Here is a 16,738-nt window from a genome sequence, read left to right as displayed (position 1 = left end):
GTCTGCAGTTGCGTGGGCGCTTGTTTGACCGCGATAGCTCCGAGCGCATGGTAGAGGGCAGCGCAGGACGCGACCCTCGCCCAGTGGAAGCGCGCATCTACTCGATTGGCGGGCGCTTAAACCTAACGCCCGATGATACCAACGAATTTTGGCTGGATGCCGAACGCTCCCGCCAGGTGTACGACAACTCAGATTGTCGCTTGGGCAGTCTGGATGGCTTAAAGCGTAATGATTGTTCCACACCTCAACCGGGTGAGTTTTTCGGCTACTCAGATGAGCTGCGCTTTAACCGCGACCAAATTGCCGTAGGGCATACCGGCCACTACGCCGCAGGCACCCTTGAGAGTAGCGTTACGCATAATTTTACGGAGACACTTGGGCGTACACTGCCTGCCGGAAACGCACCTGACTATGGCTATATAGCCCAAGGAGGCGAGCCACGTCTTCTGGAAAATCGTGACACTGTGGTCGACAGCAAATTCATTGCACCGCTGGATGACCACATGGTGACCGTAGGCGTTCAGTATATTGATGCTGAGCTTAAAGAAGGCACTGCAGGCAACGAGAAATTTTCTCAATCAAGCTGGTCATTTTTTGCCGAAGATGAGTGGCTGCTAACCGATGATTTAGCGCTTACCCTGGGCGGTCGCTATGAAAACCATGATGCGTTCGGTGGCCACTTTAGCCCGCGCGGTTACTTAGTGTGGAATACCACTGACCAGTTAACCCTTAAAGGGGGTATTAGCCAAGGGTACAAAACGCCCACGCTGAACCAGCTACACGATGGTGTTAACGGTTTTGGCAATCAAGGCCAATCCGTCAGTCTTGGCTCGCCAGACCTTGGACCCGAGAAAAGTACCAACTATGAAGTGGGTGCGATCTACGACAACCTTAGCGGCTTCTCTGCCGGGGCAACTGTCTTTTATACCCAGTTTCGCGACCGTATCGCTGATGGCGACAGCCTGCCCAACTGCCAGTATATTGACGGTAATGGCAATCAGCCTTACGCCAATGCCGCCAACTGCTTAAGCGTAGGGAATTTCACTCAGCAGGCTAGCTTTGACCAATCAATCAATATTGACCGCGCGGAAACCCGTGGTATTGAGCTAAGTAGCAGCTACCAAATTACCCCGGCCTGGGCGATCAGCGGTGGCTATACCTACACTGACACCGAAATCACTTCCGGAGAGAATGAAGGTCAACCGCTTACCAACGCGCCCAAACACAAGCTGACAGCTGATCTAAGCTGGGCGATTAATGATCGCTGGACAACATCACTGGAAGGCGAATACTACTCTTCTCGGGATCGCTTCTCGTCAGGCCTGCCCACTTCGGGTGAAAATCTGGCGCTGTATGAACAATTGGGCAATAAGCTTGATGGCTATACGCTTTTCAACCTTCGAAGCTCTTATCAGGTATCTGACAGCGTCCGACTCACAGGCGCCGTTCAAAACCTTTTTGACAAAGACTTTTCCAGTCACGACACGTTCGAGTACCAGGGTAACGAGTATGTCGCTTATCGGTATACGCAAACATGGCGCGCAACCGACGGCGTCGCCCTGGATGGCCGTAATTTCTGGGTCTCCGCTACTTACGAGTTCTAATCGCTTCCTACTTGAACGGCTCTGCTTGCTGTTTCAATGCTCTCTTTACGCCTCGGCTTTGCCGGGGCTTTTTTATAGCGCTCTCTTTTATAACCGCTATAAAAAAAGCGACCACTTAAAAATGGCCGCTTGGTTAATGTGCTTTAGAAGAATTAAAAATCCACGCTCAAGCCTAACCACACCCGGCGGCCGTCTTCCACATAGCCATACTCATCGTAAGTAATCGTTTCATTCAGCAGGTTATAGATACCGGCATTAAGCTGCGTATTGGCGTTCAGTTGATAGCCAAGACCTGTATCTACAAAGGTGTAAGAAGGCGCGATAGTAGAGCTTGAAGAAGGCCCGGTGACCGGCTGGCTCTCCTTACCCCGGTAGGTTGCTCTGGTCCACTGGCTTAACCGAGCGGATACTTGCCAATCAAGCGATGCTGAAATTTGATGGCGGGGCAGTTGCGTCAGCGGGCTACCGGCGTACTCACCACTCTTCTGTTCGGAGTCGGTGAACGTGTAGCTTCCGGTTAAATCAAGCGATTCGTTAAGCGGTGCGGCCAAGCTAACTTCTACACCGCGCGTTACTGCTTCATCGACGTTAACACGGTACGTCGGGTCACTGCCAAAGTCGTTGGCGCCTGCATCACAAATTGAAACAGGGCATGCAATGCGGGTGATCTTGTCGTCAAAGTCGTTATGGAAAACCGTCAAGCTTCCGTTAAATCCATTTTCATTTCCATAATAAAGCGCCAGCTCTTTGTTGAGCGAGGTTTCCGGTTTTAAATTCGGATTGCCATATACGTTGCCCCCGCGGCTAATCTGCCCCCAGCCGGGCGCCGTCTCACGAATATTGGGCGAGCGATACCCGGTAGACACGCCCCCTTTCAGGGTCCAATCAGGCGTCATGTTCCAGACGCTGTAAAGTCGTGGGCTTATATGACTGCTGTATTTATCTGACTCATCAAGGCGTATACCGCCTGTTAGCGACCAGCTATCGGTCAACATCCACTCGTCTTCAACAAACACAGCCCACTGGCGTTGATCAAGCGTAGTAAGGTCGGAAATCTGGTTGGTAGTGCCATCCTCCAGCTTCTCCTCCTCGTAACTGGCCCCCACCGTCACCATGTGCGTACCAAGCGGCATGACGGCACTGGTCTTGGCTGTCGTGTTGGTAATTTCGATATCTCGCGAGTCATTGCGGCTATTTTCGCGCTGAACGAAGGTTTCGCTGGTACCCCAATCAAAACGACCGCTATGAGTCACCGCCATATGCCGATTGGTAAATTTGTTGAGGCTGTCAGAGCAGCCGCCACGGCAACCTTCAGAAGGCGCTGAGCGCCCCATCAAAGATTGGCGATCCTGCCTGGTAATGCCTGCCTCGGCGGTAACGTCATGGTTATCGCTGGCGGCCAGGTTAAAACGTGCCGTCAGGCCTTGCAGACTCTTATCTTCATAGCCATTGATGATGTTGTCTTCATCACGCTGCGAGGCTTGACCATAGAGTTGAAGCCCTAAAGTATCGCCCACCAGCGGCCCACTTAGGTAGAAGTTACCTTGACGGCTATCGCCTGAAGAACTGCTTTCCTGCAGCACGGTATCGACCTGAAGGTTGCCATGCCATTGCTGGGCCACCTTGCGAGTGATCACGTTGATTACCCCACCAATAGCGTCTGATCCATATAGAGTCGACATGGGCCCGCGCACGATTTCAATACGTTCAATAGCTTGTAGGGGCGGTAGCCAATCCTGTTCGAAACCAGCGCTACCGTTCGGACGCGATTCACGCGAGCTCTGCGGGCGTCCGTCTACCAAAACCAGCGTGTACTGGGCAGGCATACCGCGAATGGAAATGTCGTGCCCGTTATCCCCCCCTCCGCCTCCGGTTACCGTTACCCCCGGTACATCGCGCAGCGCGTCCGTAATATTTTGGTAATGGCCTCGCTCCAACTGCTCGCGAGATAATACGCTAATAGAAGCGGGGGCGTCCTTTATCTGCTGTTCGAAGCCCGAAGCGGTCACCACCATATTGTTTAATGTCTCAGACTGCTGGGCCAGCGCGGTGCTTGTTGCCAACGAGGCAACCGTAGTTGCGAGTAGCGTTAGACGAAATGAGTTAGGCATGTTATTTCCATTGTCTAAAATAATTAAGCTGAATGGTAACTATTAGCATTATCATGTTACCTACAAAGTTCCACCATGGGACGGCACGGGGTGTTCGGTAATACGCAACCTAAATGCCAATTATTTTCATTCCACCCCAAAAGTGGCACAATAGACGCTTCTTAATTGACCTGTGGCGCGACCATGTATGACTTTGACGAACTGGCTGCTTTCGCGGATGTAATGGCGACCGGTAGCGTGACACGCAGTGCGCAAAAGCTGGGGTTAGCAAAATCAACACTGAGTCGTCGTATCAGCCAGTTGGAAGCACGGCTTAATCAGCCTCTACTACGCCGCCAAGCCAATCGTTTAATTCCTACCGAGGCTGGCCTGCTCTTTCATACGTACTGTACTGAATTGCTCTCGATGGCAAGCCACAGCCAGGAAGCCTTGGCCGAGCTGCGCGAAGAAATTAGTGGCAAAGTCACGCTGGAAATCCATGGGGCCTTGGCGCGAAGCTGGATGGCCCCTGTGGTCAATGCCTTTTTAAACAGTTACCCAAAAGTAGAGCTAGAGCTTCGAACCCGCGAAACACCGCCCACCAAAATGCATAGCAATAGCGTGCATGTATGGCTGGGCTTTACCAATGAATGCGGGCTTAACCAGGAGTGTCTGGGCCATTTAACCCGCGGGTTATATGCCAGCCCACGCTATCTGGCCGAAAACGGGTCACCAACCCATCCTGATGAGTTACCCCAGTACGCCTGGATCGACTTGCTCAACACGGCATCCAATGGGCTAACGCTCCATCACGCCAGGTACGGTGATTATCTTTTCGACCCGCCACGCTCGCGCCTTCGCGTCGATTTGACCGCGCTGCATATCGACGCCATTGCGGGCCATCAGGGAATAGGTCTACTGCCCCACTGGTTAGTTAAACGGCGTGAAGAACATCACCCCAGCGAGCTAGTCCCTTGCCTGGTGGGCTGGGAGCCTACGCCGCTGCCCATTAATTTACTTTACGCTTACGGCCACCAACCTCGGCGAACCAACGCGTTGCTTGATTTTTTACGCCAGCACGTTCCCGTGCAGTGGCAACGCACAGCCGTAAACGCTTAACGAATTTTGCGTATTCACCTTGCCTATTAGCAGGCTCATTAACGACAATAGGCAACCCACGATTGCCAAGGACCGTTAATGCTTGCCGAACTGTTTGCTGTTATGGCCCCCGTACTTGCCGGTGCGGGGTTAGGTTTTTTGTGGATTCGGCTAGGACACCCTTATCCTGTCGATTTTGTTACTCGACTGGTTTTCAACATCGGCACGCCCTCGCTGGTGTTGGCCTCGCTTGCGGGTGCCGACATAGATGCCGACACCTTTGGTCGCACCATGCTGGCGACTGCGCTGGTGATCATCACCATGGGGCTAGCGACCTTTGCTGTTGCCAAGCTGCTGGGCCGTGACTGGCGCGTTCTGCTGTCTCCCATGATGTACCCCAATACCGGCAACATGGGGCTACCGGTGGTTCTTTATGCATTTGGTAGCGCTGGTTTTGCTTATGGCATCACGGTGATGGTAACGGTCTCGCTGTTCCAGTTCACTCTAGGCTCTGTTCTCAACAGCCAAGGCAACCCGCTAAAAACGCTCGTTAAGACCCCGACGGTATATGCCATTTTAATTTCCATGGTGCTGCTGCTAACCGATACCTCACTACCGCCTTGGCTTGGCAACACCGTGGGCCTTATGTCGGGCTTTACCGTACCGTTGATGCTGATCACCTTGGGTGTTTCCTTGGCGAGCATTCAGGTAAAAAGCCTGCGTTCCGGGTTAGGGTTTAGCCTGGTGCGCATACCGTTGGCGGCGGTGGCGGCCTGGTTCATCGCAGGCTGGGTAGGGCTTCCGCCGCTGGCGCAAGGCATTCTCGTTTTACAAATGTGCATGCCCGTGGCGGTGTTTAACTATTTATTTGCCCAGCGTGCCCGGCGTGAGCCAGCCTATGTGGCCAGCCTGGTATTTTGCTCGACCCTGTTAGCACTGATCTACCTACCGATACTGTTAGCACTCCTAATGCCTTCTCTTGGAGGGGAATGAGCCCAATAGGAAAAGTCCCTGCTAGACTGATGATGGCCTTATCACAAGGTTCGCCCCGCTGAGGTTCCCCTTGGGCTCATCACTACAGGAGAATGCGCTATGCACGTGGAACAAAACGCCAAGCCGGTTACGTCATGGCTATCAACCGTTTTGGGCGGACTGCTGCTAACGAGTGCAGCGGGTACGGCGCATGCTGAGGTTGTCCATGAATCTATCGAAACCGAGTATCTAGCCGTCGCCATTGAGCGGGTAGCCTCGGGGTTTGAACACCCTTGGGCGGTGGCATTTCTTCCAGATGGCCGCCTCCTGGTGAGCGAGCGCAACGGGCAGCTAAATCTGGTGGATTCGCGCAGCGGTGAATACCAGGCGCTGGAGGGCATGCCAACGGTCAATCATCATGGCCAGGGTGGCCTGCTTGACGTGGTACTGCACCCGGATTTTGCAGACGGCAGCGGAGAACACGACTGGATTTACGTTACCTGGAGTAAACCTGACGCTAACAACAGTCGTACAGCGCTTTCGCGTGTTTACTGGCAAGATGACCAATTAGGCGATGTAGAGCATCTGTTTGAGCAGGATCGCGCCTCGGCTCCCGGTCGCCATTACGGCTCACGCTTGGCCTGGCTAGACGATGGTACGCTGCTTATGAGCGTTGGCGACCGGGGTTCGGAGCCTTCCAGAGCGCAGGCGCGCGATGACCACGCAGGCTCTACGCTGCGCTTGACCGAAACAGGCGGCGTGCCGGAAAACAACCCGTTTGTGAATGATGCCAACACCCGAGATGAGATCTACTCGCTGGGTAACCGTAATATTCAAGGTATGACCGTATTGAAAAACGGTGAGCCGTGGGTATCGGAACATGGCCCGCTCACGGGAGATGAGCTGAATCACATCAAGGCAGGTGCTAACTACGGCTGGCCTGAGGTTACGCTCGGCAACGATTACGCTACCCAGCAACCCATAGGCGAGCAGTCGCTACCTGGCATGGAAGACCCGAATTATGACTTTGAAGGACGTTTTGCACCATCCGGCTTAGCCGAAGTCAGAGGAAGCACGTTCAACGCCTGGGAGGGCAACCTGCTCGCAGGTGGTTTAACCAGTGAACAGCTGCTACGCCTCACGCTTAATGGCGATGAAGTTACTGAAAGCGAGCGTATTCTTGATGGTCATATTGGCCGTATTCGTGATGTGCGCCAAAGCCCAGACGGTGCCATTTACTTGCTAACCGATGAGCGCCAAGGCAGCCTTTATCGGCTACTGCCTGCAGAATCCCCTTAATCCGGCGATTCTTTGATGGCCCCTATGTTCATAACTCTATTCATCAACCGCCGTTTCTACTGATAATGCTTTTCACTGATGAAACGCTTAATGCCACCATGGAAGCAGCATGCGACTTCGTAATTTAATTATCATCACCGTCATCGTACCGCTGTTTGTTGTATTGGTGGTGTTCAGCTTAGTGGCCATAAAATCGCTGGAAGACAATGTTCGCTCCAAACTGCAAACGGAAGTCGAGATCATTACTCGGGCGCTTAGCACCTCACTGAGTGGTGCGGTTTCCCGAGACAGCCCAACACCGCTAGAAGAAGCACTGCAATCGGCGTTTTCGTTCCATCGAATTTATGGCGCTTACGTCTTTGACCTTCAGGGGCGCGAAGTTTACGGGCTGGGCTTAGGCAAAGACCTTTTCTCTCCCGAAGAGATCCGCCAGGTGATCGAGCAGGATGACCTTTACAGCAATTACCGCCAGTATGATGGCTGGACCTATTACTCGGCCATCATCCCACTACGCACCCAGGATGGCACCGTTCATGGTGCACTTCAGGTTAACCGCTTAAATACCGGCATCGAAAATTACACCGGGTTTATAAGCATTGTGGCGGTTCTGGTGTTTGTCATTGGCGCAGCTGGCATCGTCTTTAGCATTTGGTGGGGGTTTAGGCGCTATATTGAACGTCCGCTTAATCGTTTATTGCACGTTATGCTGCTGGTGGAAGACGGTGATCGTAGCCAGCGTGCGACAATAGACGGCCCGGCTGAGTATAGTCGGCTTGCCTCAGGTTTAAATGGCATGCTCGACGCCATGGCTGAAAAAGATCACGATATTGAAGAGCGTCAACAGCGTGAAATTGAGCTCGAAAAGCGCCTGCGTAAATCCAAAAAACTGGCAGAACTGGGTGTTCTTGCAGCCGGCGTCGCCCACGAAATTGGCGCCCCCCTTACGGTTATTAACGGCCAGGCCCAGCGGCTAGCTCGCCGAAACGTCATTGGCGATGAGGAACGGGCGAAACTTGTCCGTATTCGTGGCGAAGTTGAGCGAATTGTCGAAATAGTTCGTCAATTAATGGAATTAGGCCGACAGCATAATGTCGAAAAAGGCGAACTGGCGCTTGATCGGTTAATTCAAAATGCCAGCGATTTAGTAGAAGAGGAGCTTGAACCGCGAAATATCCGGTTGGATATCCATCTTCCCTCGCCCACGCCTCATTTACTGGCAAACGAACAGCAAATCGTTCAGGTGCTTACCAATCTACTGCGTAATGCAGCGCAAGCACCTAACGTAAGCCATATCCGCGTACGCGTACGTACGCATGATCATGAATTAACGCTCTATGTAGAAGACGATGGCCCTGGCATCCCTGCTAGCAACCATCAGCACGTTTTTGACCCATTTTTCACTACCAAACCGGTGGGTCAAGGCAGTGGCTTGGGGCTCTCCATGGTGCACCGTATTATTAATGACCACGGCGGTACGATTGGTGTGTTTGACAGCGCTCTTGGTGGCGCTGGATTTGAAATCACACTTCCACTTAGTGAAACCGCATCCGCTTGAGGACAACATTTGTGACCCATCAGGAACATCCTTTACCTTTGCTGGTAGTGGAAGATGACCCCGCTATCCGAGAGCTTTTAGAAGAAGAGTTGAACGATGCGGGCTATCAAACGCTTGGCGTGCCCAGCGCTGAAGAGGCCATTGCCCTACTAAGCCATACCCCTGTGGCCATGATGATTACCGATGTACGCCTGCCGGGGATGACGGGCATTCAGCTGCTGCAGCAAATTCGTCAAAGTGGCAGCGAATTGGGGATCATCGTTATTACCGCTTTTGGCACTATCGATCAGGCCGTTGAAGCGCTCAAGCTTGGCGCCAACGACTTCCTGACCAAGCCACTTGACCTTGATGCTATCCGTGAGGCGGTCTTTCGGGTGCTGGAGCGCCAGCGTCTATCGCTTTCACACGATACAGAGCTCAGCCACTTTCACGGCATTGTGGGCAAAAGTAATGTTATGCAGTCGCTGTTTCATGACGCATCGCGATTGGCTAAAAGTAATGCCCCCATTCTTATTTTGGGAGAAAGCGGTACCGGCAAGGAGCTTTTGGCGCGCGCCATTCATCAGGAAAGCCCTCGCCATGAGGCCCCTTTTATCCCCGTCAACTGCGCCAGCATACCTGCTGAGCTGATGGAAAGTGAGTTTTTCGGCCATGTGAAAGGCGCCTTTACCGGGGCCAATGAAGCGCGCAAAGGGCTTTTTCATACCGCTCAAGGTGGCAGCCTGTTTTTGGATGAGATAGGCGAAATGCCGATCAACCTCCAGGCCAAACTGCTCCGGGCGCTTCAGGAAAAAACCGTGCGTCCGGTCGGCGGCGAGCGCGAAGAAGCTGTGGATGTGCGCATCATCGCGGCAACCCACCGCAACCTGGACAAAGAGATTGAGCAGGAGAGTTTTCGTAGCGACTTGTTTTATCGTCTGGAAACCTTTTCACTGCGCATTCCTCCCCTGCGTGAACGGGGCAGCGATATTGAACATCTGATTTTTGCGTTGATTGATAAACATGCGGAAGCGCAAAACAAGCAGATTGAGCAAATTGAGCCCGAGGCACTCAACAGCCTGCTGAATTACACCTACCCCGGTAACGTCCGCGAATTGGAAAATGCCATTATGCGAGCGGTAACGCTCAGTGAAGAGGGTCTTTTGCAGCACCAGGATTTACCCGAACGCTTACGCGAGAATTCTCATCCGGAAGCTGGTGCCGAGATCACCCCGACATTAAGCGGAGAAGTACTGCCAGGTACACAGTTACCGACGCCCTCGCCTACTCGATGGCCTAGCCTGGAGGAAGTGGAAAAGCGCTATATTCGAAAAGTGCTCGAAGCGACAGGAGGCAACAAACGCCGAACAGCGGAGCTTTTGGGTATCGCTCGACGCACACTCTATCGCCGTCTTGAAGATAGCGAAGAGTAGAGCAATAGGACTGGTTCAACGGGACTAGACCAACAGGACTCTGTATGAAAAGGCCAACAACAGTGCCTTGATGCGTGTTTTATCGACATAGCTAGGCGCTTCTACGATGCAAGCGTCTGGCTGCGATAGCGCGGGCACACGGGTAGCAACCCCTTAGTAGCGTAATACTTCAGAGCAAAAAAAACCCTCGCAGGCGCGAGGGTAAAGATGATAAACCGTGTGGAGCAGCCGCAGGGAACGAACAGCTGAAGCGGCTTATCATCGTAGGGAACGATACGTAGGTATTAGCCGTTAGTTAACTCATCATCATTTTCTTCATCGGCACCTGGCATGGGGTCTGTACCTTCACCAAAACCGGGCTCTTCTTCAACATCCTGGGTGCGCGCCTCATCTTCAGGCTGTATTGACTCTTGCGGGACAATTGCTTCACCGTTATCTGCTGAGCCCATGTCTGCAGGATCAGCTGGATCTGCGGTTTGATCCATCGTGGAGGGCTCTTGGGTCATGGTGGCATCCTGCTCAACGTCAGGTGCTGCACTTTGCTCCATGGTTTCAGGCTGTTGGGCAGGCGGCAATTCTTCTTCATTGTCACCGCAGCCAGCAAGCAAGAGGACACTGGCAGCAGTTGCGATCATGCACAAAGAAAGTAGACGTGGGCGCTTCGCTTTTACATCCGCGTGCTTGTTCATAAAATTCATCTCCTTGAAACCTGCAAAAAACATCCTGAATCACTACTCCAAACCAAGCACACTTCAAGCCAACTCAATGATTTATAAAAAATAACACTTAATATCAACACTTTAAAAACAAAAAAACATTATTGATAACCAACCAAGCGTGGACGCAAAATGACACATGTGGCATTTCTGGACCGCGCTTAAAGAGGCGTTGTGACACAACCAGCTCATTTATGTATAATATTTTTTAATAAATACACGACAATATACTGTTTTTTTCATTATGAATGCTTTGTGTGGCTGCTTTATATAGATGGCGGCAAATCAGAAAGAGCAACCATACAAAGCGCCTCATACACATAAAAGGCATCGCCTATGGATGAGCAACGTCCTGTTAAAATTAGAGTCCGAGGCTTAAGTAAGGTCTTTGGTAAACAACCTCGAAAAGCATTAGAGCTACGCGACCAGGGTCTTAAGCGTCCAGAAATCCTAGAGCAAACAGGCCAGACACTCGGCCTTTCCAATATATCCTTCGATGTTTATGAAGGTGAGCTCCTCGTCATCATGGGCCTTTCGGGCTCAGGCAAATCGACACTGATCCGCTGTCTTAATCGCCTGATTGACACAACGGAAGGTGAGATCATCATTGATGATGAAAACATCCCCACCCTGAGTGAAAAAGCGTTACTGGAATGCCGACGCCGCCATTTCTCGATGGTCTTCCAAAATTTTGCGCTGTTTCCGCATCGCACGGTGCAAAAAAACGCAGAGTTTGGCTTGGAAATACGCGGCATTGATAAAGCCGAGCGTCATAAAATCGCCCATACCGCCCTTAAACAGGTGGGCCTGGAAGGCTGGGAGAACGCGTATCCCCACCAGCTTTCAGGGGGAATGCAACAGCGCGTTGGTTTGGCCCGCGCACTGGCTAACGATGCCAGCGTACTGCTAATGGATGAAGCATTTTCAGCGCTTGACCCCTTGATTCGTAAGGACATGCAACAGGAACTTTTGCAGCTCCAAACAAAAATGCAAAAGACCACCGTCTTCATTACCCACGATTTGGATGAAGCGCTGAATATCGGTGACCGAATCGTGCTGCTTAAAGATGGCGAAGTAGTTCAAATTGGAACCCCTGAAGAAATTCTGACCCAACCCGCTGATGATTATGTGCGTCGTTTTATCGAAGGGGTCGACCGCTCGCGTATTCTAACGGCCGAGAGCGCCATGCGCCCACTGCGTAGCACCGCGCGTGGCAGTGATGGCCCGCGCACGGCTCTTCACCGCATGCGGGACCACGCGATTGACTCTATCTACGTAACTGACCGTGACCGCCGCCTGCTCGGGCTACTGGAAGCCGAGTCCGCGAGCACGGCTATCAAGGAAGGCGCCGAAAAAATCGCCGGCTACCTGACTCAGGACTTCCGTAAAGTGCCCCCCGACGAGCCGTTGCAGAACCTGTTCGCGATGTTTAGTGAAAAGAGCTTTCCTATTGCCGTGGTAGATGAACAGCAGCGCCTACTGGGCGTTGTGGTGAAAGGCGCGGTACTGGATGAATTGGCACGAGCAGGAGAACCTTAATGGACATTCCCCGTATCCCGCTAGGCAGTTGGATCGAAGGTGGTCTTACTTGGCTAACCAGCGAATACTCTGTGGTTACTCGCGGCATTTCACGCTTTACCCAAACCGGGATTAATAGCCTAAATGATGGATTGATGTGGCTACCGGAGTGGGCACTGCTGGCCATTATTGCCCTGCTTTGCTGGAGGCTTGCAGGCCCGCGCTTGGCACTGGGGGCGGTCCTTGGTTTGGCATTAATCTGGAATATGGGCCTTTGGGAACCCATGATCGAGACGTTAACGCTGGTGGTGATCGCAACCGTCGTTGCCGTTGTCATTGCACTGCCTATCGGCATCACCGCGGCCTTATCGGAACGCCTTTACCGCTTGTTCATGCCGCTGCTGGATTTTATGCAGACCATGCCTGCGTTCGTCTATCTGATACCGGCCATTCCCTTTTTCGGTATTGGTTCTGTGTCCGCTATTTTTGCCACGGTTATCTTTTCCATGCCGCCCGCCATTCGCTTTACGACGCTCGGCATTCGTCAGGTACCAACAGAGCTAATAGAAGCCGCGGATGCTTACGGTGCTACTCGAAGCCAAAAGCTATTTAAAGTGCAGCTACCGCTCTCGTTACCTACCTTGATGGCGGGCATTAACCAAACGATCATGCTAGCGCTTTCCATGGTGGTTATTGCCGCGATGATAGGTGCGGATGGGTTAGGCAGCGAAGTATGGCGTGCTATACAGCGCCTGCGCCCAGGCGACGGCTTTGAAGCAGGTATTGCCGTTGTTATTCTGGCCATGCTGCTGGACCGTTTAACTCAATCGTTACGCAAGGCCTCTTCTAAGTAGGCTGACTAAGCTACCTAGCAACAACGAGAAGATGAGAAGTAGCTTGACGGGGTGTTAACCCCTTTGACTTGATGAGCTTTATTTTCACGACCATGCTGAATTGCCTCACATGATGGTATGTTAAGGCAAACAATACAAAAGGAAGCAAGTGAATGAAAACACGTATGCTAAATCGTCGTATCCGCTTGGCCTCTGCCGCATTGATTGCAGGTACGGGGTTAGTCGTAGGCAGTGCCGCTCAGGCGCAGGATCAAGGCACCATCAATCTTGCGTATGTTGAATGGTCGTCAGAAGTAGCCTCCACTAACGTTATTGCTGCGGTGCTGGAGCAGGCTGGCTACGAAGTAGACATGACCTCGCTTTCCGCAGCGGCCATGTTCCAGGCACTTTCAACCGGTGACGCCGATGCGATTGTTGCCGCATGGCTGCCAACAACGCACGCTGAGTACATGGAGCGCATTGGTGACCACGTTGAAGACCTGGGCCCCAACCTGGACGGCACCAAACTAGGGCTCGTCGTACCGTCTTATACAGACGTTGACTCGATTGCCGACCTTAATAGCAACGCTGACCTCTTTAACAGTGAGATCATCGGTATAGATCCTGGTGCAGGCCTGATGGGCTTGACGGAACAAGTTGTCGATACCTATGGCATTGAACTTCGCCTGCGCAGTGGCAGCGATGCCACGATGGTGGCATCGCTTAGTAACGCCATTAATAATGAAGAAGATATCGTGATCACCAGCTGGACGCCCCACTGGATGTTTGCACGCTGGGACCTTAAATATCTGGAAGATCCAGAAAACGTGTTTGGTGGCGCTGAGCAAATTCATACCGTTGTACGTAACGGTTTTGCCGATGAAATGCCAGAAGCCTACGCGATTCTTAATGCATTCGAATGGACCCCAGAGCAAATGGGTGAAGTAATGCTGATGAACCAGGAAGACGGAAGCGACCCCTACGAAAACGCCAAGAAATGGGTAGAAGAAAACCAGAATGTGGTTGAGCAATGGCTAAATAGCTAATCGCTATCCACCACTGTGCCGACGTCAGTTGATACTGGGGTCGGCACCTTTGTTTGCACTTACAAAACAGTTCCAATAAAACAGCAATACAATGCTTGTTAATATATAGTTAAGCAAAACGACACTACGCGTGTTTTCTAATTAAAACGGAGAGGTACTCGTGGATAAACAAGAGCCCAATAGCTCCCCTGAGGAGCCAAAATCCCCTGAAGGCATACCCGCTCCCGATGGGGCGGCAAATCTGATCGATACCGACTACGTTGTTGGTCAGGACAACATTACGACCAATAAAATGGGCTTTGACCTTGACCTGCACGGCAAGGTGTTTAGCATTTCAGCGATTATTGTACTGCTATTCGTGGTCTTGACGCTGGCGCTGCAAGACACCATTGCGCCGGTATACGATTCCATTTTCAACTTCCTAACCGGCAACCTGTCCTGGTTTTTTATCACGGCTGCCAACATATTCGTTATTTTATGTGTTGGTTTGATTTTCTCCCCGTTGGGTAAAATCCGCCTTGGTGGCGTCGACGCCAAACCGGATTACACCTATATGGGCTGGTTCTCTATGCTGTTTGCCGCTGGCATGGGCATTGGCTTGATGTTCTTTGGCGTAAATGAGCCACTTACCCACTTCGGCACCGCCTTTGATGGCAGTAATTGGGCACCGCTGGGTGGCGCCGAAGGCAACGCTGCAGCAGCCACATCGCTAGCCATGGCAGCCACCATTTACCACTGGGGCCTGCACCCTTGGGCGATTTACGCCATCGTGGCACTTTCGCTGGCCCTGTTCTCGTTCAATAAAGGCTTGCCGCTTTCAATGCGCTCGGTGTTTTACCCCATTTTGGGTGAGCGCGTTTGGGGCTGGCCAGGCCATGTGATCGATATTCTGGCGGTGTTTGCATCGCTGTTTGGTTTGGCTACGTCACTAGGCCTAGGTGCCAGCCAGGCGGCAGCGGGGCTTTCGTATTTGTTTGGCGCGCCTGAAAGCGATGTCACGATGATTCTATTGATCGTCGGCATTACCCTGGTGGCGATTGCATCCATTGTTGCTGGTGTTGATAAGGGCGTGCAACTGCTCTCCAAGATCAACATCGCCATGGCGGCGTTGCTACTGTTCTTTGTGATTGCGGTAGGCCCGACTCTGTTCATCGCGACGGGCTTCTTTGAAAACCTGTGGAGCTATGCGACTCACTTCACCGCGCTTTCAAACCCGTTCGGCCGTGAAGATGCTAACTTCAGCCAAGGCTGGACGGCCTTCTACTGGGCATGGTGGATCTCCTGGTCTCCTTACGTCGGCATGTTTATCGCCCGCGTATCACGTGGCCGTACGGTTCGAGAGTTTTTGATTTCCGTACTTATTATCCCCTCAGTAGTATCGGTACTTTGGATGACGACCTTTGGCGGCACCGCCATTGATCAATATGTAAGCCAGGGTATTAGCACCGTGCGCGATGCGGGCGTCGACCTTCAGCTGTTCCTGATGCTGGAGCAATTGCCACTGGCACAAATCACCTCTTTCGTGGCGATTTTGCTGGTCATCATCTTCTTTGTCACCTCCTCCGACTCAGGCTCGCTTGTGATTGACTCCATCACTGCGGGCGGCAAAGTGGATGCCCCCACACCGCAACGCGTGTTCTGGGCGATCATTGAAGGCGCCATTGCCATTGCGCTGCTGCTGGGCGGCGGCCTTACGGCGCTACAAACCATGGCCGTTTCCACCGGTTTCCCGTTCACCATTATTCTATTGGTGGCGTGCTACGCAATCGTCAAAGGTTTGATGAGCGAACCCAAAGCGGTGTAATTAATCGGTACGCATGACCAAAACGGGCAGCCCAAGGGCTGCCCGTTTTTTTATGGATGCCGTGCTAGCACCAGATATTTTTTAAAGGCGTATCTGGCTGATAATGGGTGGCGATTTGCGCCTGGAGAAGTTCTGCCGTGGCCAATGCATCGACCAGCGCATGATGCCCCTGATAGGCAGGCAAACCATAGCGGGCACGGCTAGCGTTTAAACGTATTGAAACCGGGGGGCGTCCCAACCAGCGGCGAAAACGTGCCCATAACGTTTGTCGATGTATCCTCGCCTCAAGCGACATCGTATCGATCATTGGGAACATCACCCCCTCGCCCCGCCGTGCTTTAATCGCCGTATCCAGGAAGGGCCGCTCAATATTGCGAAAGTGCACCACGACCAAATGGCCCGCGAGCGCGTCCAACAGCTCATCCAGCACCACGTCCAAATCCGGGGCATCTGCCACCTCGGAATGGGTAATATGGTGGAAAGCTATCGAGGATTCAGACAGCGTTCTAGTGGGCTTGACGACCCAATAACGGCGCTCCGCGAGCTTGATACGGTCCAGTGTAAACGGCACGACGCCCATACTGACAATGGCATGGCGCCGCTCATCCAAACCGGTGGTTTCCAAATCCAGCGCAACCATCGGCACGTCAGCAATGGGGGTATCACCAGAAGGCAGTGATGTGGCAAAAAACCGCTGGATAGCAGGGTCTTTCGCCTGGCGCTCACGCTGCGCCATATAGTCAATCCAGTCGGGCTGGGTGATGCGGTGACGCGGGCGAATGCCTAGCATG

Annotated in this window: 13 protein-coding genes; 10 read left to right on the top strand and 3 right to left on the bottom strand. The window is 52.5% G+C overall.

From position 1 onward, the window contains the following. On the top strand, positions 1–1,604 hold a 1,604-nt coding region (locus tag ACT3TY_RS12770; protein ID WP_444628487.1), incomplete at its 5' end, for a TonB-dependent receptor domain-containing protein. A gap of 152 nt (positions 1,605–1,756) precedes the next feature. Here the strand turns inward: ACT3TY_RS12770 and ACT3TY_RS12765 are convergent. Then, a complete protein-coding gene (locus tag ACT3TY_RS12765) occupies positions 1,757–3,715 on the bottom strand; it encodes a ligand-gated channel protein (protein ID WP_444628486.1) in 1,959 nt (652 codons plus the stop codon). 183 nt (positions 3,716–3,898) lie between these two features. On the opposite strand from ACT3TY_RS12765, the gene ACT3TY_RS12760 reads away from it, so the two are divergent. From ACT3TY_RS12760 to ACT3TY_RS12740, 5 genes are all read left to right on the top strand, one after another. After that, on the top strand, positions 3,899–4,813 hold the full coding sequence (locus ACT3TY_RS12760; RefSeq protein ID WP_442353256.1) for a LysR family transcriptional regulator: 915 nt from the start codon (positions 3,899–3,901) through the stop codon (positions 4,811–4,813). 78 nt (positions 4,814–4,891) lie between these two features. Continuing rightward, positions 4,892–5,785 carry an AEC family transporter gene (locus ACT3TY_RS12755; RefSeq protein ID WP_193054478.1) on the top strand — a complete coding sequence of 298 codons (894 nt, stop codon included), beginning with the start codon at positions 4,892–4,894 and terminating at the stop codon, positions 5,783–5,785. 99 nt (positions 5,786–5,884) lie between these two features. Next, complete coding sequence (locus tag ACT3TY_RS12750) at positions 5,885–7,063, top strand: PQQ-dependent sugar dehydrogenase (RefSeq protein ID WP_444628485.1); 1,179 nt, start codon at positions 5,885–5,887, stop codon at positions 7,061–7,063. 109 nt (positions 7,064–7,172) lie between these two features. Continuing rightward, positions 7,173–8,618, top strand: a complete 1,446-nt coding sequence (locus tag ACT3TY_RS12745; RefSeq protein WP_172117534.1) for a sensor histidine kinase — start codon at positions 7,173–7,175, stop codon at positions 8,616–8,618. Positions 8,619–8,629: 11 nt separating this feature from the next. Further along, positions 8,630–10,030 (top strand): sigma-54-dependent transcriptional regulator, encoded by a 1,401-nt coding sequence (locus ACT3TY_RS12740; RefSeq protein WP_444628484.1) that lies wholly within the window; start codon positions 8,630–8,632, stop codon positions 10,028–10,030. A 284-nt stretch (positions 10,031–10,314) separates the two neighbouring features. Here ACT3TY_RS12740 and ACT3TY_RS12735 read toward each other — a convergent pair whose 3' ends face one another. Then, a complete protein-coding gene (locus ACT3TY_RS12735) occupies positions 10,315–10,719 on the bottom strand; it encodes a hypothetical protein (protein ID WP_192527428.1) in 405 nt (134 codons plus the stop codon). Positions 10,720–11,082: 363 nt separating this feature from the next. Here ACT3TY_RS12735 and ACT3TY_RS12730 point away from each other — a divergent pair, with 363 nt between their 5' ends. The 4 genes from ACT3TY_RS12730 (at position 11,083) to ACT3TY_RS12715 (ending at position 15,947) form a co-directional block, all read left to right on the top strand. Next, positions 11,083–12,285, top strand: a complete 1,203-nt coding sequence (locus ACT3TY_RS12730) for a quaternary amine ABC transporter ATP-binding protein (protein WP_444628483.1) — start codon at positions 11,083–11,085, stop codon at positions 12,283–12,285. Continuing rightward, positions 12,285–13,118 (top strand): ABC transporter permease, encoded by an 834-nt coding sequence (locus ACT3TY_RS12725; protein WP_087105322.1) that lies wholly within the window; start codon positions 12,285–12,287, stop codon positions 13,116–13,118. Before ACT3TY_RS12730 ends, ACT3TY_RS12725 begins: the two co-directional genes overlap by 1 nt. Before the next feature lie 152 nt (positions 13,119–13,270). Next, positions 13,271–14,143 (top strand): glycine betaine ABC transporter substrate-binding protein, encoded by an 873-nt coding sequence (locus ACT3TY_RS12720; protein ID WP_087105323.1) that lies wholly within the window; start codon positions 13,271–13,273, stop codon positions 14,141–14,143. 160 nt (positions 14,144–14,303) lie between these two features. Then, the gene (locus ACT3TY_RS12715; RefSeq protein WP_192527427.1) at positions 14,304–15,947 is read left to right on the top strand and encodes a BCCT family transporter; all 1,644 of its coding nucleotides are present in this window, start codon (positions 14,304–14,306) and stop codon (positions 15,945–15,947) included. A 64-nt stretch (positions 15,948–16,011) separates the two neighbouring features. Here the strand turns inward: ACT3TY_RS12715 and ACT3TY_RS12710 are convergent, their stop codons facing one another. Next, positions 16,012–16,737: a 3'-5' exonuclease gene (locus ACT3TY_RS12710; RefSeq protein ID WP_172117526.1), complete on the bottom strand. Its 726-nt coding sequence runs from the start codon at positions 16,735–16,737 to the stop codon at positions 16,012–16,014. Position 16,738 lies beyond the last annotated feature (1 nt).

It is taken from the genome of Halomonas sp. AOP22-C1-8 (genome assembly GCF_052378905.1).
GTDB classification, from domain to species: domain Bacteria; phylum Pseudomonadota; class Gammaproteobacteria; order Pseudomonadales; family Halomonadaceae; genus Vreelandella; species Vreelandella citrativorans.
This window is presented reverse-complemented; position numbering and strand designations above follow the sequence as displayed.